Annotated in this window: 13 protein-coding genes and 1 pseudogene; 5 read left to right on the forward strand and 9 right to left on the reverse strand. The window is 64.1% G+C overall.

The features are described from left to right. Positions 1-2 precede the first annotated feature (2 nt). Together BRAO375_RS35185 and BRAO375_RS35190 are read right to left on the reverse strand one after the other, a co-directional pair. Positions 3-1,769: a PHA/PHB synthase family protein gene (locus BRAO375_RS35185; RefSeq protein WP_009032186.1), complete on the reverse strand. Its 1,767-nt coding sequence runs from the start codon at positions 1,767-1,769 to the stop codon at positions 3-5. A gap of 107 nt (positions 1,770-1,876) precedes the next feature. Next, positions 1,877-2,239, reverse strand: a complete 363-nt coding sequence (locus BRAO375_RS35190; protein ID WP_035643710.1) for a hypothetical protein — start codon at positions 2,237-2,239, stop codon at positions 1,877-1,879. A 161-nt stretch (positions 2,240-2,400) separates the two neighbouring features. On the opposite strand from BRAO375_RS35190, the gene BRAO375_RS35195 reads away from it, so the two are divergent. Further along, positions 2,401-3,129 carry a CBS domain-containing protein gene (locus BRAO375_RS35195; protein ID WP_009032188.1) on the forward strand — a complete coding sequence of 243 codons (729 nt, stop codon included), beginning with the start codon at positions 2,401-2,403 and terminating at the stop codon, positions 3,127-3,129. 47 nt (positions 3,130-3,176) lie between these two features. On the opposite strand, the gene BRAO375_RS35200 is transcribed toward BRAO375_RS35195, so the two are convergent. From BRAO375_RS35200 to BRAO375_RS35225, 5 genes and pseudogenes are all read right to left on the reverse strand, one after another. After that, complete coding sequence (locus BRAO375_RS35200; protein ID WP_009032189.1) at positions 3,177-4,460, reverse strand: CaiB/BaiF CoA transferase family protein; 1,284 nt, start codon at positions 4,458-4,460, stop codon at positions 3,177-3,179. Between the two features lie 174 nt (positions 4,461-4,634). After that, positions 4,635-5,102, reverse strand: coding sequence for a GNAT family N-acetyltransferase (locus tag BRAO375_RS35205; RefSeq protein WP_009032190.1), 468 nt, complete (start codon positions 5,100-5,102; stop codon positions 4,635-4,637). Positions 5,103-5,512: 410 nt separating this feature from the next. Then, positions 5,513-6,034: pseudogene (locus tag BRAO375_RS38980) on the reverse strand (phage terminase large subunit); the annotation flags it as partial. Between the two features lie 1,113 nt (positions 6,035-7,147). Continuing rightward, positions 7,148-7,303: a hypothetical protein gene (locus BRAO375_RS38815; RefSeq protein ID WP_009032193.1), complete on the reverse strand. Its 156-nt coding sequence runs from the start codon at positions 7,301-7,303 to the stop codon at positions 7,148-7,150. 650 nt (positions 7,304-7,953) lie between these two features. After that, positions 7,954-8,214, reverse strand: a complete 261-nt coding sequence (locus BRAO375_RS35225) for a hypothetical protein (protein WP_009032194.1) — start codon at positions 8,212-8,214, stop codon at positions 7,954-7,956. Here BRAO375_RS35225 and BRAO375_RS38315 point away from each other — a divergent pair. Continuing rightward, positions 8,198-8,338 carry a hypothetical protein gene (locus BRAO375_RS38315; RefSeq protein ID WP_175345416.1) on the forward strand — a complete coding sequence of 47 codons (141 nt, stop codon included), beginning with the start codon at positions 8,198-8,200 and terminating at the stop codon, positions 8,336-8,338. The genes BRAO375_RS35225 and BRAO375_RS38315 overlap by 17 nt on opposite strands. A gap of 540 nt (positions 8,339-8,878) precedes the next feature. Then, on the forward strand, positions 8,879-9,064 hold the full coding sequence (locus BRAO375_RS35230) for a hypothetical protein (RefSeq protein WP_009032196.1): 186 nt from the start codon (positions 8,879-8,881) through the stop codon (positions 9,062-9,064). A gap of 12 nt (positions 9,065-9,076) precedes the next feature. On the opposite strand, the gene BRAO375_RS35235 is transcribed toward BRAO375_RS35230, so the two are convergent. Both BRAO375_RS35235 and BRAO375_RS35240 read right to left on the reverse strand, forming a co-directional pair. After that, complete coding sequence (locus BRAO375_RS35235; protein ID WP_009032197.1) at positions 9,077-10,030, reverse strand: hypothetical protein; 954 nt, start codon at positions 10,028-10,030, stop codon at positions 9,077-9,079. Positions 10,031-10,127: 97 nt separating this feature from the next. Further along, positions 10,128-14,039 carry an ATP-binding protein gene (locus BRAO375_RS35240; protein WP_064742437.1) on the reverse strand — a complete coding sequence of 1,304 codons (3,912 nt, stop codon included), beginning with the start codon at positions 14,037-14,039 and terminating at the stop codon, positions 10,128-10,130. Between the two features lie 114 nt (positions 14,040-14,153). Here BRAO375_RS35240 and BRAO375_RS35245 point away from each other — a divergent pair, with 114 nt between their 5' ends. Then, the gene (locus BRAO375_RS35245; RefSeq protein ID WP_009032199.1) at positions 14,154-15,458 is read left to right on the forward strand and encodes an NRAMP family divalent metal transporter; all 1,305 of its coding nucleotides are present in this window, start codon (positions 14,154-14,156) and stop codon (positions 15,456-15,458) included. Positions 15,459-15,653: 195 nt separating this feature from the next. Continuing rightward, the gene (locus BRAO375_RS35250; protein WP_009032200.1) at positions 15,654-17,285 is read left to right on the forward strand and encodes an NAD-dependent malic enzyme; all 1,632 of its coding nucleotides are present in this window, start codon (positions 15,654-15,656) and stop codon (positions 17,283-17,285) included. The last annotated feature ends 20 nt before the right edge of the window (positions 17,286-17,305 follow it).

Genomic DNA, 17,305 nt, shown 5'->3' on the forward strand with positions numbered 1-17,305 from the left:
GCCTACGTATGCACGTAGTCGCCCGGGGCGTTTCCAAACTCGGTCGAGCCAGCCGCGCCAAGCCGCGGCGGAGAGGTCAGCGGCCCCGCGTGTTGCGCAAGCCAGCTGATCCAGGTCGGCCACCAAGATCCTTCAATGCGCGAGGTCGAGCTCTGCCACTCGTCGGGCCCAAGGTAGGGCGCGTCGGCAGCCTTGGTGCGCACCTGATGCGAATGCCCCTGCTCATCGGGCGGCGCCACGATGCCGGCATTGTGACCGCCGCTCGCCAGGACGAACGTGACGTCGGCGTCGACCTCGTAATGGATCTTGTAGGTTGATTTCCACGGCGCGACATGGTCGCGCAGGGTTCCGACGACGAACAGCGGCGTGTGAATGTCTGAGAGGGACACAGGCTTCCCCTCAACTCGATATCGCCCCTCGGCCAAATCGTTGTTCAGAAACAGCTTGCGCAGATATTCAGAGTGCATCCGATAGGGAAGCCGTGTCGCGTCGGCGTTCCATGCCATCAGATCGCTCGGATGGGCCCGCTCACCGAGCAGATAGTCGCGCGAGATGCGCGACCAGATCAGATCGTTGGATCGCAGCAATTGAAATGCGCCGGCCATCTGCGTCGTATCGAGATAGCCGCGTTCCCACATCATGTCTTCGAGGAAAGCAACCTGACTTTCATTGATGAAGAGAGTGAGCTCTCCCGCCTCGGTGAAATCGGTCTGCGCGGCAAACAGCGTGATCGTCTTCAGACGCGTATCGCCATCGCGCGCCATCGCCGCCGCCGTGATCGAGAGCAGCGTCCCTCCGAGGCAATATCCGGCAGCGTGAATCGGAGCATTCGGCACGATTTTCCCGATTTCGTCCAAGGCAGCCATGACGCCTGCCGCGCGGTAATCGTCGAAAGCAATGTCTCGATCCTTCGGGCCCGGATTTCGCCAGGAGATCATGAAGACCGTGAAGCCCTGAGCGGTCAGATACCTGACCAGGGAATTGTGCGGAGACAGATCAAGAATATAATACTTCATGATCCAGGCCGGCACGATCAGGATCGGCTCGGGGCGCACCCGTTCGGTGGTCGGCGCGTATTGGATCAGCTCGATCAACTGATTGCGAAACACGACTTTGCCGGGTGCGGTCGCGACCGTCTCGCCAGGCACGAACTCGGCGCTCTGCGATGCTCGTCCCGGCCGCAGCACCTGCATCAGATCGGAGAGCCAGTTCTGCCAACCGAAGACGAGGTTTTCGCCACCGCTCTGAAAGGTTCTTTCCACGACCTCGGGGTTGGTCGCCGCGAAGTTCGATGGTGCGAACATATCGAGCATCTGACGCAGTGAGAAGTCGACGACGGCTTCATTGGCCGGATTGACCCCACGAATATTCGTTGTCGCCTTGTGCCACCAATCCTCTCCGAGGAGGAACGCCTGAGCGAACAGGTTGAAGGGCTGCATTCCCCACTGTGGCTTGGAAAACCGATGGTCATTGGCCTGCGGCTTGATCAGATCCCACGGACCACGGTCAGGATCGGCGAAATGCAATGACCTTTCGGCGAGCTGCCTTGCGCCGTGCCAGGCGTCACGCGCAATATCGAGCTGCCGCTGAGGCGCAGCCGCCAAATGGCACGCCCAATCCAGGTAAGCCATCGACAGGGCTGCGGGCGAGATGCCGCCGGTCAGGCGCGCGAGAACCGCGCTGAACGCCTTGTCCAGCTCGTGATCCTCGCGACCGAACTCCCTGGCGCCCACGCCGGCGTCGTCAGCAAGGGGCTTTACATCAGGCACGACGAGTTGACCAACGACCGCCGGAGCGGTCTCGACGACACCGGCCTGCCGATTCTGCGCTTGTTCATTACGTTTCCGACGATCTGGACGCGATGCGCCCCCGCTCTTCAGTTTCGCCACCGTTGCCCCACGAGACTGACACTGGCATCGATCAGGCGCTGCCCGTGCCTGAAAAGGCGGTCGCAATCCCGCCTGATGAAGTCAAGCTGGTGCTGGGCACATTCCTGGATCATCGTTTGGATTCCCTTCACGGAATGCACGCCAGCCAGCTTCGAGACGAACTCGGCGAGAAGGTGTGTTTCCGTCCGCGTGCGGTCCAGAAGCTCGTTGCTGGCGAACAGCATCTCTTCAAGGACGATCTGCTGGGAACCAATCATCAGCTCAAGCGCGTGCTTGTTGGAAAGCGCGACACGCTCGGTGAGTTGGGCCGTTTCCTCGGCTATGGCATTAGGCCCGGAGAGCTCGGACATGGGCACCTCTCCTCCTGCTGAATGATTGTGTCTGATAGCTCACTGGTGGCGCCCAGACCTTGAGCTGCATCAATGACCGAGCAAGCTGCTCTTTGACCTGGGTCAATTCACGACTTGGCCGGCGGCTTACCGTCAATCAAACCACGACACTGGAGTTCACCATGCGCGCCCATCAGATCATGACCCGTCCAGTCATCACCGTCACTCCGGACACCCCGATTGTGGATGCGGCCAACATCATGCTTCAGCGCCATGTCAGCGGCCTTCCGGTGGTGGATGCCACCGGCAAGCTGGTCGGCGTTGTCTCCGAAGGCGACTTCATCCGGCGGACCGAGATCGGCACGGGGCGCAAGCGCGGCCGCTGGCTGCGCTTCATCCTGGGCCCCGGGAAATCAGCCGCCGACTTCGTTCACGAGCACGGGCGCAAAGTCGCGGAGGTGATGACCAAGTCACCTTTGACCATTACGGAAGACGCTGCACTGGCGGAAATCGTCGAGATCATGGAGAAGAACCATGTAAAGCGATTGCCGGTGGTGAAGGGCGAGCAGGTTGTCGGCATCGTGTCGCGCGCCAACCTGCTGCAGGCCGTCGCCTCGCTCGGTCGACAAGTTCCGGACCCGACCGCCGATGACGATCACATCCGCAACCGGGTCATCGACACCATCGAGAAAAACGATTGGTGCCCGTTCGGATTGTCCGTCATCGTCAAGGACGGCATCGTTCATCTGAGCGGCGTCATCACCGAGGAACGTTCACGGCAGGCGGCCATCGTGGCTGCTGAGAACGTTGCGGGCGTGAGGAAGGTTCACGATCACCTGTGCTGGGTCGATACAATGTCGGGCATGTATCTCAACTCGCCAGAAGACGAGGACATGGCCAAAGCAAGCTGACGATCGATGGCTGCCGCTCGTCCAGTCGGGCGGCGCTGATTCGCCAACTATCTGGTGCCGCCTAGGGCTTGTGCGCGCGAATCGTTTGGTCCGAAGGCGCCCCGTTCGCGGAGCGCTTCGATCTCCTGCTCGGAATATCCCAGCCTTTCGCGCAGAACACCGGCGGTGTGCTCGCCCAGCCGCGGCGCCGCAGTGGGCACGACGGCCGGCGTCATCTGCATGGTGATTGCCGGCTCGATATTGGGTATGGCGCCTGCCGTCGGGTGCGGAATGCGACAGGTCCGATCGCGCGCCCGCACCTCAGGTGCCTCGAAGGCCTGCGCTACCGTTCTGACGCGGCCGACTGGAACCCCGGCTTGATTCATGCGAGAGATCCAGACCTCCATCCGGTCGGTCGCAAAAATCTCGGCCAGGATGCCGCGCAGTTGGGTGCGGTTGGTCCAGCGCGCCTTCCTCGTGGCGAAGCGCGGATCGCCCAGGAGATCCGGACGTCCAAGCACTTCCGTCACCAGGCGATGGTAAAGCCGATCGTTGGCGCAGGCGACATACAGCGGGCCATCCGACGCTTCGAACACCCCGACCGTCGGCGAGTCGTTGGGCGAGTTCCCCGTCCGCGCGGGATTCACGCCATTCATGAGATAGGCCATCCCGGAAAAGCCGATCAGCGCCAGGGCCATGTCGAACAGAGCCACCTCGACGTGCTGTCCCCGGCCCAGGCGCTGCCGTGCCGCCAGCGCGAGCAGGATGGCATTGCAGGCCGACATGCCGGTGGCGAAGTCGACGATCGGAGGACCTGTCCGCACCGGCGGACCATCGGGAAAACCATTGAGCGACATGAAGCCGCTCTCGGCCTGCGTGATCGGATCGAAACCCGATCGCCACGCAAACGGGCCGGTCCGGCCGTAGGCCGAGATCGAGCAATAGATCAGTCCCGGATTGGTGCTCGACACCGTCGGATAGTCGAGTCCATACTTCTCCATGACGTGAGACGAGAAATTCTCCACGACGACGTCAGCCTTGGCGATCAGCGACCGCGCAATGTCTCTCGCTTCCGGGACCGCGAGATCCAGCACCATCCCTCGCTTGTTGCGATTCAGGCTGAGAAAGGCTGCACTTTCACCGCCAAGCTCGGCATGCTCGTAAGCACGGGTATCGTCGCCTCTGATCGGCTGCTCGATCTTGATCACCTCGGCACCGAAGTCCGCCAAGGTCTGGGTGCACGCCGGTCCGGCAACGACACGCGTGAAATCGATCACGAGCAGACCGGACAAAGCCGCCGGCGCGTCTGCGGGACGCGACTTCCGATCTGGCAGCGCCACTTCCATGGGCATCCAGGATCCCCTCCCTTCGGTCGATCGTCTCAGGCGATCGCTCAATGCGAGGCTCGATCATCAGCTCGCGAGCCACGGACAGAGCATGGTTAGCTCAATCGCACCAGCAACAACAGCCCCGATGCAACTCCGCCCCATATGCGGCCTCTGCTGCGACGCAGCGTGACGCACAACTCAGGAGCGGATCAACTTCCTCCAGTAGAGCGAGTGGCGCCATGCCCAGGGCCGTGCGGGCTGGAACAGCGCATATCCGCAGCGGATGAAGTTGTTCGCGGAGACGATGTTGTCTGTCGTGTCCGACACGATGCAATACAGGCCGGAACGCCGTCCGCGCTGCTCGATCGCACGCATCATGCGGCGCTGAAGGCCATAGCCGCAACGCTCCGGGAGAACGCCGACCCGTGCGAGGTAGCCGATCCCGTCACCGAGCGCGGACGGAATAAGACCCGCAAAGGCGGTGGCTCGTCCCAGTTCCGTCGCCATCCACCAATGACCGATTTCAAAATCCGGCAGAGGCGCCCGGTCGAGGAAGGTGCGCGCATGAAGATCCTTCAAGGTCTCGATGATGTCGGGCTCGTACGCATCGACCTCGCGGATGAGGAAGCGGCGTCGCCGATGCCAGGACACGGCTCGGCATGACATCACTTTCCGAGCACGACTTTGACGCCGAGCCAGATCGCACCGACGAGACCGGTGGCGATGACGGTGATAACTGCCTTGAACGTATAGCTCTGCGCCTGCTCCACGCTCTTGCGCCAGCGTCGCAAGTGCTGGAAGTCGGCGCGCATCTCATTGCTCACCCATTGCACGATCCAGATCGTGAAGGCGTCGGCGGTCGCTCCGGCGCCGCCGATGTCGATGAAGGCCCGCAGCGGCAGCAGCGGGTCCGCCGCCACCTTGCCGATCCGCCCGTCGCGCTTCGCCTGCGCCAGCAGGTCGGCGAAATAGGCGCCTTCGAACGCACGCACGTAGTCGCCCTCCCAGATGTGCTCATAGCGGTCCGGATAGAGCGAGAGGTCGAGCCGCCGCTCTTCGTCCAGCACCGCCTGAAACCACGGATTGTCGCGCCAGCTCGCCTTCACCACGACCGCCCCCTCCGGCTTGCGGCCGCGCAGAAAATCATCGACGGCGTCCGCCTTGCGGCGCGGATTCCAGCTCGCCCACAGCTCCGAGCGCGGCGCGCGGATGGTCGGCCGCAGCAGCGACAGCGAGCGCGCGCTCAGGGTCTGCGCCTCGTCGATCCAGGCGATGCGGAATCCCTCCAGCGACTTGATTGATTCCGCGGTGTGATCCTGCATGCCGCGAAAGATGATGAGCCCGTCGCCGGGCGTCGCGATCCGGTCGCTGAACGGACGAAAGCCCTGGCCGAGACCGAGGCTTGCGATCTTGTCTTCAATCAGCCGCTTGGATGATTGCGCCAGCGTCCGCTGCGCCTCGCGGATGCAGACCGCGAGCGTGCCGCGCTCGGCCTGGCAGGTTTCGACCAGCAGCTCGCCGAAGAAATGCGACTTGCCCGAGCCGCGGCCGCCGAACGCGCCCTTGTAGCGCGCAGGCGCCAGCAGCGGCTCGAACACTTTCGCGGTGGGGATCTTCAATGTCGACAATGATCACCTGCTGCTGTCAGGCGGTTGAGCCGTCCTCGGGGACGACAGAAAGGGCACGGGCGGAGCCCCGGAATCAAAGACGGAGGGGCCAGCCGGCGTCGCCTGCCGCGATCGGAGACGGCGAACGGGCTGACTCTTGTCCGCGGTCACGAGCCCGGGCTCGACCCAGCTTGGCAGGGCCGCTCCGGCCTTTGGATCGATCGCATCTCCAAAACGCTCGTGGAAGGATGGAGTTGCTACAGGCCCCTCGTTGTCGGCCGAGCCAGCGGGAAATCGTCCCAATCGCTCGGAGGGCGTATCGGCACCGCCGCCGACATATACGTAATCCTTCTGAAGACCGCGCAGGGCTTCAGGGATCGGCAATCCCGTTCGAGCCAATCGCTGCGCTTTCGGATCCTTGGCAAGCGTGTCGGCGATATCGGAGAGATACTCATAATTGGCTTGTGGCACCGGGTAGAGGTGTTTTCCAACGCCTGCCGCTTCGGGGATCCTGTTCACGATCGTAGTACAAATCCGGGGATCTTGCGCGAAACGGGCAAGATCCCAGCCATTGTACAAGAGAGGTTCGGCCCCGATCTTCGCGATCTCCTCACGGGCGAGATCGGCCTGGCTTTGGTGATGGGAATCGTGAATGTCGCATACTGACCGTCATCCGCGACGCTGGAAAAGTCGTTCGGTGGCGCTTTTCCGTTCTGCATCCAATGAGCGTCAAATTTTCCTTGGTCTGACATCGAGCCATGGTGCTGCGGACCGAAGCCAGCATACAGCTGCCCGGTCGGATCGCTGACCACGACGGCGGCGTGACCGGGCAAACTGGGGTTGATCTGAAAGGTGAGCGCGTGTCGAGCAGCCATCGTCGCGTCCGCTTTCCTGAGAAATGTTCGGGTAAAATGCTTCGCCCGCGATGTCGCGTGCCGGGCGGCAGCCCGGCGATCCGGACAAACGCCGCTGGCAGCTCCTCGTCGTGTCAGTCGAGCGACCGCAAGAGGCGCGAGCATAGATGCATCGGCCCATGCAAATTGCGCGAGCCGGCGCTTGCCGCCGCATCGACATCGCAACCATACGCGTGTTCGCGGCGTGCGACTAATCGCGATTGAGTCGCTTGATCAACACAGTGTCGATCTGCTCAAGGCCCGGCCCAACGTATCTGACAAGCAGACGCCAGATCGTATGGAGCATCCATCCGAACAGGTAGGAGATGACCAGGCTCACGGGAGCATAGAAGCGATAGCTGTTCATCCAACTCTCTGTGCCGAAGGGCGGATCCTGGAGACCAAGGGCTGGCCATACCCAACCAAGGATCAACCCCGGCCGGGAGAACAGCCGCTTCAGCCAACAAGACGCTCGCCTTCAAGCTGGCGAAGTAAGACAGGCAGCTGAACAGCAGAAAATGCACGACGTAGAGAGCCGAAGCGATCAGCCCTCCCTTGTTGAGCCGCACAACTCCCCTCCTCTTCCGTCGCAACTCTTGCAAGCTACTGCCGTGCGACCCTCACCGCGACCATCATCACTTCGCGGCCGTCGACCTTGAGATGACTGCAAGGCGACAGAGTTGCGCGGACCGATACTCCGCTCAGAACGAAGATAGAACATCAGCGCTCACAGTAATTGTCAACGGCAGCCAGCAAGGACGACGGACGCCCCGCGACGCCGAACCCGAGGCTTGCGATCTTGTCCTCGATCGGCCGCTTTCAAGCATTCGGCAGAACCGTAGAAGTCGGTCAGTTCTTTCAGCAAGAGGGCTGTGGCCGGCGATTTCATCCTCAACTATGCCGTCGAAGCATCAACCAACAGACGCGCGGGGTGCGCTCCCAGAACAAAGGTAGAACAAAAAAACTCGACCGTCAACATCGAGCGAACGAACCAGTAGTAACGCGATTCCTGCTTCGTCAGCTCTCCTGCTCGTCATCGGAATCTTCCGGATGCACGATCACGCGCTCGATGCGATGGATCAGCTCCAGCGCGCCATCCTCGCCATTTTGCAGCGCCTGAGGCGCTTTGCCCCAGCCGCGATCGAGGATGGCGTTGGCGGCCGACACGCGCGCGGCATGGGTGGCCTTGGTCGAGCGCATCACACCGACCAGCGTGTTGATCGCTGTCTTGGTGTGGCTGCGCGCCATTGAGCGGATTTCGGTGATCGTCTTCGACATGGTCGTTTCCGGAGCTTTGCAGATCGAGGTGGGACGTGATCACGACAGCGCGTCGGCGGCGGCAATCGCGACGAGCCCGACCACGGCAAGTGAAATCAGAATGGCGGTCATCGTCATCTCCTGATCGTTGAAAAAAGAGAATGGCGCGGCGGATCGCGGCCAACGCGATCGCTTCGGGCGCGAACCCTATCCCTCGCACGAGGGACCGCTGCGGGCGCGGCGACGATCGCCATGCCCGCGACCGCCCCGTTCGCGCGAGACGATCAATATCTGGATGACAAGGAGTGAACACGTTGCCGAATGGCGCAACGGCGCGATCCAGGAGCGGTCACGCGCGGCATTTCCCGAACGAGCGCCCGCGATTGTCGCGTCGTTGGCCATCGCCATTTCGGATATTTCGATATTGGCAATATGTCAGTGATTTGCCCGACGTGTCAAATTTGATCGAAAGGTGGCGATTGGAGTTTGCGAGTTCGATAACCGCCGCACAAATTCCGGCCTGATCAAACAAAAAGCCCGCTGCCGTGTTTCGGCGCGGGCTCTATGATTTCTGCGACGATGGGAAAATGCGCCTGATTTGCCCGACGTGTCAAGCGCGCAAAGGCGCGGCCATTCGATTAGTTCATCTCGCAGCCCGCCGGGCTGAGCCGAAAGGAGGCTTATGATGTATGTGGTCGCTGTCGTCCTGGCCGCCTTGTCCGCCTTGTTCTACGCGGCCGGCGAGCACCAGCTCGGAGCTGTCGGTGCCGATGTCTGCCAGGTCGGCAGCCTGTTCTGCGACAAGCCCCACTACATGATGACGAGCGCGGTGCTCGCCGGCCTCTGGGGCAAGTTCGTCAGCATGCGATAGCGACCTGCCCGATCAGTTCTTGACCGCGTAGAGCGGCGTCCGCACGGTCAGCTGATAGACCGGCTTTGGCGCCCAGGCGATCTGCGCGGTGACGCCGAACAGCCGATTGTCGTCATCGTCCATGCGATCGAGATCGAGCCTCACCAGCGGCTGCGTATAGGATGCGATCGGCGCGAGGGCGAGCAGCTGCGCACCGCCGAATGATTGGAGTCCGACCCGCGCGGTGAGCTTCCAATTGTTGTCCCATTGATAGAAGCCGCCGACATAGCCGGCGGTGGTGTCTCCGATCCGCGCCAGCACAGTGTCGATCTCGGTGTGCGTATATTGGATGCCCGCCAGCCAGCCGCGCATCTCGTCAGGGTCGACCGCGTATTTGGCCTCGAGGACCGTGTTGAACGAGGTCGTCGCCAAGGGGGCGTCAGGCACCGAGCGCGTCAGCGTCGACTGCAGCGTCAAGGTCGGGAGCACGCCACCGTTCTGCCGATAGACATCGGCCTGGAAGCCGAGGAACCAGCTCGTCACGGCGACGTCCGACCAGCCGGACAGGCCATTGTAGGACGCGCTGCCGGTGAACCCGCCATAGAGCGACAGCGCCTCGCCGAGATCCACCGTGAGCGGAACGTCGACGCCGATGCCCTGGTTCGTCGGAGCCGTGAGCTGCGGACGTCCCGGCAAGGTCGGACGCTCGAGCAGCTTGCGCAGGGTCGCGAGCTGCGACAGCGTGCCGAACAAGGACGCGTCGCCGAGACCGGTCGACAGCGACCCGCCGGGCACATAGGCATAGTTCGTGCGAAAATCGATGTAGATATTGCTGAGACCGGCTGACGACGCGTCCTTGTCGTCCTCCTCGTCCTTCTGGTCCTTGGCGACCGCACTGCCGCTGATCAGCAACGCCATGCCGACGATCACGGCGTACGCCCACCGCAACGACCGGCTTTCGCCCGGCAACAGTTCCACACACGCCATTCTGACGTCCCCCAGCGGGCGAAGCTACTCCGGCGCGGCAGACACGTTCAAGCCTGGAACGCGATGCACGAAGACCGGGGGACGATCGGCTGTGGATCTATCCGGACGCCGCCGGCGACGGACCCGCGCCGCGCGCAGCCATGACCTGACGCAGCACGCGCGACAGCTCGTCCACCGAATAGGGCTTATGGATGAGGCTGAAGCCGTGGCGGTCGCCATCGGCCAGGACATCGCTGTAGCCGCTGTTGAGCACGATCGGAATCAGCGGCAGCCGCCGCCTGATCTCCTGCCCGAGCGTGACGCCGTCCATTCCCGGCATCACGACGTCGCTGAGCACCAGGTCGAAGCCATCGGGATTGTCATCGATCAGGCGCAGCGCATCGAGGCCGCTGCGCGCCAGCACGGTGCGATAGCCGAGATCCTCGAGCAGCTGGGTGGAGAACTCGCCGATCTCGGGGTTGTCTTCGACGACCAGCACGTTCCAGCGCGCGGCGGGCATCTCGGAGCTGTCGTCGCCGCGCTCACGCTGTCCCAGCGGCTTCGACGTGAGCGGCAGCAGCAGGGTCAATGTCGTGCCCTTGCCGATCTCGCTTTCCGCCAGCACACGGCCACCTGACTGATGGACGAAGCCGTAGACCTGGGACAGGCCGAGCCCGGTGCCGCGCCCGACCCCCTTGGTCGTGAAGAATGGCTCGAAGATGCGGTCGATCTGATCAGCCGCGATGCCGCATCCGGTGTCGCTGACGGCGATCGACACAAATTGCTGCGCTCCGCCTGCCCCCTGCTGTTGAACGCGGTCGCCGCGGATGGTCAGGACACCCCGGCCGTTCATCGCGTCACGTGCATTGGCGACGAGGTTCACGAGCGCGGTCTCAAGCTGATTGACATCGACGTCGACAGGCAGTGGGCGCGACCGCAGATCGAGCTCGATCACCGCCGGCGCGCCGAGCACGGTCTGCAGCATGTCCTCGATCTGCTCGATGTGCCCGGCCACGTCGAACACCTGGCGCTCCATCGGCGTACGACGTGCGAAAGCGAGCAGTTGTCCGGTCAGCTTGGCCGCGCGGTCCGCGGTATCCGAGATCGCGTCGACATAGCGGCGCATGCGCTCGGGCGACAGCTGGCGCCGACGCAACAGGTCCGCCGAGGACCGGATCACGGTCAGAAGATTGTTGAAGTCATGCGCGACCCCGCCGGTGAGCTGGCCGATCGCCTCCATCTTCTGCGCCTGGCGGAAGGCTTCCTCTGCCTTGCGCCGCTCGGTCTGCTCCACCGCCTCGGGCACGATGGCGACGACCTGCCCCGTGTCGTCGCGCACCGGGCGCATCTGAAAATCGAACCAGCGCCAGCCGCCGACCGGCAGGTCGAGGTGCAGCTCCTGTCGCGCCTCTTCGCCGCGGGCGACCGCACCGACCAGCGACCTGATCACCTCGGGCATGCCCGAGGTGCCGGCAAACCACGGCGTCTCCCAGAACGGCTGCCCCACGACCTCGTCCAAAGGCGCGGCGATCGCCTCGAGCGAGGTCGCGTTGGCGTCGATCAGCGTGCCGTCCGACGACAGCAACGCCTGGAAGGTGTAGCTCGCCTCGAAGATGGTGCGCAGCCGCGCCTCCTTGGCCTGCAGCTCCGCGGTGCGCTCCGAGACCTGCGTTTCCAGCTGCTCGTTCAGATCGCGCAACGTGGTCTCGGCCGCACGCCGGACCCGCGCGAGATCGATGTTGACGCGCACGCGCGCCAGCAGCTCGCGCGCGCTGAACGGCTTGCTGAGATAATCGCTGGCGCCGGCATCGAGGCCCTCGACCTTCGCCTCCTCGCCGGCACGCGCCGACAGGATCACGACGGGAATGTCGCGCAGCTGAGCGTCGCCACGCAGCGTCTTGAGGAGACCGAAGCCGTCGAGCCGCGGCATCATCACGTCGGTCACGACCAGATCGGGACGATTGCGGCGAATCGCCTCGAGCGCGGCCACGCCGTCGGCGACGGCCTCGACCTCGTAGTCGTCGCCGAGCAGCCGACGCACATAGTCGCGCATGTCGGAATTGTCGTCGGCAAGCACGACACGATCGCGCCCCGACATCGGGATCGTCTGAAAGCCGAGATCATCGGGCGAGGACGGATGCGGACGATCGGGCGGAGCATCGCCGCTGATCCAGCCCAGCGCCTCGTCGATATAGGCTTGCGCACGCCGGGTGGTGTTGGCCTCGTCTCGCGCAGTTCCGAGCTGGCCTGCCGGCAGATGCGCGGCGCCGAGCGGAATGCGCACGGCGAAGACCGAGCCGCGACCGGGCTCGCTCTCGGCCGTGATCTCGCCCCCATGGAGCTTCACCAGCTCCTGCACCAGCGCAAGACCGATGCCGCTGCCTTCGAAGGAGCGCCCACGCGCGCCCTCGATGCGGCGGAAGCGCTCGAACAGATGCGGCAGCTCGGCGGGTGGAATGCCGGTGCCGGTATCGCGTACCTTGAGCTCGGCATGTCGGTGGTCGGCCGACACGCCGATCGAGACTGCGATCTCGCCCTTGAAGGTGAACTTGAAAGCATTGGAGACCAGGTTGAGCACGATCTTCTCCCACATGTCGCGGTCGACATGGACCGGCTCGGGGAGAGACGCAGTCTCGATAACGAGCCGCAGGCCCGCGCGGTCGGTCGCGGAGCGGAAGTTGGAGACGAGCTCGGACGTCAGCGCGCCGAGATCGACCGGCTCGAACCTCGCCGTCATGCGGCCGGCCTCGATCCGAGAGAAGTCGAGCAGCGTGTTCACGAGCTTCATCAGACGAAGGCCGTTGCGGTGGACCAGGTTCAGGACCGATCGCTCCTCGGGGGCGATGGCGCCCTCGTCACGGGCGAGCATGTCCTCGAGCGGACTCAGCATCAGCGTCAGCGGGGTGCGGAATTCGTGGCTGATATTGGAGAAGAACGCCGTCTTGGCGCGATCGACCTCCGCCAGCGCCTCGGAGCGGCGTCGCTCAGCCTCATAGGCGCCGCCGTTGCTGACCGCGGCGGCAATCTGCCCGGCGACGAGATTGATAAAGCGGGCGTAGCTCTCGTTGTAAAGACGGAAGGGATTGAGCCCCGCGATGACGAAGCCGCCCTGCCCGCTCTCGCCCGACGAGGGGATCGGCATCACCACGGCCTGCTGCGGCGGCTGACGCCAGCCGCCGCTCGGGAACGGGACGCCGAACAGCTGCGGAAGATCGCGGACCAGCACCGCCGACTGCAGCCGCAGCGCCTCGGCCAGAGGCCATGGTCCGTCTGAGAGAAGCCGCAAGCTCGGTTGAACGGCGGCATGCTCGCGCGCGATACCGGTCAAGGCTTCGAGCCGCGCCGTCTCGCCGTCGGGCTCGGTCAGGTAGATCATGACGAAGGGCAGGTCGCGCGGCTCGTGGGCCAGGGCTCGTGCGCAGCTCGCACAGGCCTGGCCGACGCTGCGCGCCTCGGCTCCGGCATTGGCGAGCGCGCGCAACAACGACAGCTGACGCTCACTGATCACGCGCTCGGTGTCGTCGGTGTTGGCGCAAAAGATTCCGCCCGGCGAGCCGTCATCGTCGGGAATGGGACTGTAGGAGAACGTGTAGTACGTCTCTTCGGGAAAGCCGTTGCGCTCCATGATCAGGAGCTGCGCCTCGACATAGGTCCCCTGGTCGCCGCCGCTCGCCTTCGCCAGCAGCGGGCCGATGTCCTCCCAGATCTCGTGCCAGACCGCGGACGTGGGCCGGCCGAGCGCCCAGGGATGCTTGCCGCCGATGATGGCCTTGTAGGCATCGTTGTAGAGGTAGATCAGCTCCCGCCCCCAGCCGATCCAGATCGGCTGCTGCGAGGTGAGCATGATCCTGACGGCCGTCTTCAGGCTTTGCGGCCAATGTTCGGGCGCCCCGATCGACGGGCTCGCCCAGTCGAGCCGCAGCATCAATCCCGCAAGCTCGCTGCCGCCTGAAAACAGCCGCTCGCGCTCGGCGAGGCCGAGCCCATCATCAGTCAATGAATGCCGCTGGTCCGGCAAACCTCCCCCCATCACGAATTCCGCCGTGATCAGAACGCCGGTATTCCTTTGTGGTTCCAATGCCCGGAACAAAAAGCGGCCATTGCGACTTCGAGACACATACGCTGTCTCTTGAGGACTGCCGCCGTGACGATGATCGTTGCATCCGAGCCGAACAAGCCGAAGAAATCCGCTTCGAGTATTTTCCGGCTGCTGGGCCCAGGTCTCGTCACCGGCGCGGCCGACGATGATCCCTCAGGCATCGCCACCTACTCCCAGGCCGGCGCGCAGTTCGGGTACGGGCTGCTCTGGACCGTTTTCCTGACCACGCCGTTCATGATCGCGATTCAGCTGGTGAGCGCGCGGATCGGTCGCGTCACCGGTAAGGGTCTCGCGGCCAACATCAGCGCACTCGCCCCACGCTGGATCGTTTTCGGCCTCGTGGCGCTGCTGGTCGGCGCCAACACGTTCAACATCGCGGCTGACATCGCCGCCATGGCCGAAGCGCTGTCGCTCGTGATCGGCGGCCTCAACCACGAGCATGCGCTGATCTTCGCCGCCGCCTCGACCTTGTTGCAGGTTTTCCTGCCGTACCGGCGCTACGCGCCCTTCATCAAGGTGCTCACGCTCAGTCTGTTCGCCTATGTCGCCACCGCATTGATGGTCAAGGTGCCCTGGAGCACGGCGCTGCTCGCCGCGGTGTGGCCGACCCCCTCGACGGATGCCGACTATCTGCTGACCGTCGTCGCCGTGCTCGGCACCACCATCAGTCCCTATCTGTTCTTCTGGCAGGCCTCGCAGGAGGTCGAGGAGATGAACCAGGGCAAGGTCGACCGCCCCTTGCGCGAGCTCTCCAGGAAGAATCATCCGGAGCTGCGGCGCATGCGGATCGACACCACGGCCGGCATGATCTTATCGAACGCGATCGCCTTCTTCATCATCGTGACGACCGCGACGGTGCTGCACGGCCACGGCATCACCAAGATCGACTCGGCGACGCAGGCGGCCGAAGCGCTGCGGCCATTGGCCGGGGACTTCACCTTCCTGCTGTTTGCGCTCGGCATCATCGGCACCGGCATGCTGGCCATTCCGGTGCTGGCGGGATCGGCCGCCTATGGCGTCGCCGAGATCTTCGGTTGGCATGCGACCTTGGAGGCCAAGCCGGACGAAGCGGCCGGCTTCTACAGCATCATCGCCGCAGCCACGATCATCGGCTTCGGCCTCGGCTTCACCGGCATCGATTCGATCCACATGCTGGTGTGGAGCGCCGTGCTCAACGGCATCGCCGCGGTGCCGATCATGGCGATGATGATGGTGATCGTCTCCAACACCGGGCTGATGGGCCGCTTCCGCGCCCGGTCCTGGCTGATCGGCCTCGGCTGGGTCGGCACCGCGATCATGGCGGTCGCCGTTCTGGCGCTGCTGTGGTCATTCGTCACAGGCCGAGCCTAGCCATCCCTCCGGTCCCCACCTGCATCCGCTGCAACGCAGTTGCACAACGTCATTGGTGCAACGCGGAACCCAAACTGTGTTAACAGTCCGCTCCCGCCATCCCGCCACCGTTGATGCCGATCAACGCTGGCGCGCTCCGGAATGGCGAGGCTCGAACAAAGGACCTCGGAGACTGCCTTGACCCAACCGCAACGTATGAGCGCATCGACGCACCCCACCTACTCCCCGCGCGGGCTGACGCTGCTGCGCGACCCGCTGCTCAACAAGGGCACCGGCTTCACCGAGCAGGAGCGCGACGCGCTCGGCCTGCGCGGCTTCCTGCCCGCGGGCGTCATGTCGATGCAGGCACAGGCCGAGCGCATCCTGGTCAATCTGCGCAGCCTGTCCAACGACCTCGAGAAGTACGTCGCGCTCAACGCGCTGCATGACCGCAACGAGGCGCTGTTCTTCCGCGTTGTGTGCGACAACATCGACGAGATCCAGCCGCTGATCTACACGCCGACCGTCGGCCTTGCCTGCCAGAAATACGGCCTGATCTTCCAGCGTCCGCGCGGCCTGTTCATCTCGGCCAATGATCGCGGCCGGATCGCCGAGATCCTCGCCAACTGGCCATATCGCGCCAGGCTGATTGTCGTCACCGACGGCGAGCGCATCCTCGGCCTTGGCGATCTCGGCGCCAACGGCATGGGCATCCCGGTCGGCAAGCTGTCGCTGTACTCGGCCTGCGCCGGCATTCACCCGGAGGAATGCCTGCCCGTCATGCTCGACGTCGGCACCAACAACGAGGAGTTTCTGGCCGACCCTTATTATATCGGCCTGCGGCAGAAGCGCCTCACGGGCGAAGCCTACGACGCCTTTGTCGACGAGTTCATGACCGCGGCTCGCGCGGCCTTCCCGGGCGTGCTGATCCAGTTCGAGGACTTCGCCAACCACGCGGCCTTCAAGCTGCTGCACAAATATCGCGACGAGGCCTGCGTCTTCAACGACGACATCCAGGGCACCGCGGCGGTGGCGCTCGCCGGCATGTTCTCGGCGCTGCGCATCACCGGCGGCAAGCTGAGCGACCAGACCGTGCTGTTCCTTGGCGCCGGCGAGGCGGCGACCGGCATTGCCGATCTCGTCGTCTCGGCGATGATGGCCGAAGGCCTGTCCGAAGCCGAGGCGCTGCGGCGCAACTGGCTGACGGATTCGCGCGGCCTCGTCATCAAGGGCCGCGACAATCTGCATGGCCACAAGCTGCGCTATGCGCATGACCAGGCCCCGATCGGCGACTTCCTCTCCGCGATCAAGACGCTGAAGCCGACGGCGATCATCGGCGTGGCAGCGGTCGGGGGCGCATTCACGCCAGAGGTGCTGCAGGCGATGGCCGAACTCAACGAGCGTCCGATCATCTTCGCGCTCTCCAACCCGACCTCGAAGGCGGAGTGCTCGGCGGAGGCGGCCTATCGCTACACCCAGGGACGCGCACTGTTCGCCTGCGGCAGCCCCTATGACCCCGTCAAGCTCGACGGCAAGACCTTCGTGCCGCGCCAGGGAAACAACTCCTACATCTTCCCCGGCGTCGGCCTCGGGGCTATCGCCAGCGGCGCGCGGCTGGTGACGGACGAGATGTTCATGGCCGCGGCCCACACCTTGGCGAATTGCGTCACCGGCGCCGATCTCGAACAAGGCAGTCTGTATCCGGCCCTGCCGCGCATCCGCGAGGTCTCGGCCCATATCGGCGCGGCCGTGGCCGGCGTGGCCTATCAGAACGGACTGGCGACCGGTCCCGCACCGAACGACCTGCTCGGCTTCGTCGAGTCGAAGATGTACGACGCGCGCTACTAATTGCGCCCGTGCGGATGCCT

The sequence above is a fragment of the Bradyrhizobium sp. ORS 375 genome (assembly GCF_000239775.1).
Classification (GTDB): Bacteria; Pseudomonadota; Alphaproteobacteria; order Rhizobiales; family Xanthobacteraceae; genus Bradyrhizobium.

What these genes read in the sequence shown, in the direction of transcription:
- BRAO375_RS35250 (WP_009032200.1), top strand. Translation starts at nt 15,654, where the DNA reads ATGAGCGCATCGACGCACCCCACCTACTCCCCGCGCGGGCTGACGCTG.
- BRAO375_RS35205 (WP_009032190.1), bottom strand. Translation starts at nt 5,102, where the DNA reads ATGTCATGCCGAGCCGTGTCCTGGCATCGGCGACGCCGCTTCCTCATC.
- BRAO375_RS35240 (WP_064742437.1), bottom strand. Translation starts at nt 14,039, where the DNA reads ATGGGGGGAGGTTTGCCGGACCAGCGGCATTCATTGACTGATGATGGG.
- BRAO375_RS35230 (WP_009032196.1), top strand. Translation starts at nt 8,879, where the DNA reads ATGTATGTGGTCGCTGTCGTCCTGGCCGCCTTGTCCGCCTTGTTCTAC.
- BRAO375_RS35195 (WP_009032188.1), top strand. Translation starts at nt 2,401, where the DNA reads ATGCGCGCCCATCAGATCATGACCCGTCCAGTCATCACCGTCACTCCG.
- BRAO375_RS35235 (WP_009032197.1), bottom strand. Translation starts at nt 10,030, where the DNA reads ATGGCGTGTGTGGAACTGTTGCCGGGCGAAAGCCGGTCGTTGCGGTGG.
- BRAO375_RS35200 (WP_009032189.1), bottom strand. Translation starts at nt 4,460, where the DNA reads ATGCCCATGGAAGTGGCGCTGCCAGATCGGAAGTCGCGTCCCGCAGAC.
- BRAO375_RS35190 (WP_035643710.1), bottom strand. Translation starts at nt 2,239, where the DNA reads ATGTCCGAGCTCTCCGGGCCTAATGCCATAGCCGAGGAAACGGCCCAA.
- BRAO375_RS38815 (WP_009032193.1), bottom strand. Translation starts at nt 7,303, where the DNA reads ATGAACAGCTATCGCTTCTATGCTCCCGTGAGCCTGGTCATCTCCTAC.
- BRAO375_RS35225 (WP_009032194.1), bottom strand. Translation starts at nt 8,214, where the DNA reads ATGTCGAAGACGATCACCGAAATCCGCTCAATGGCGCGCAGCCACACC.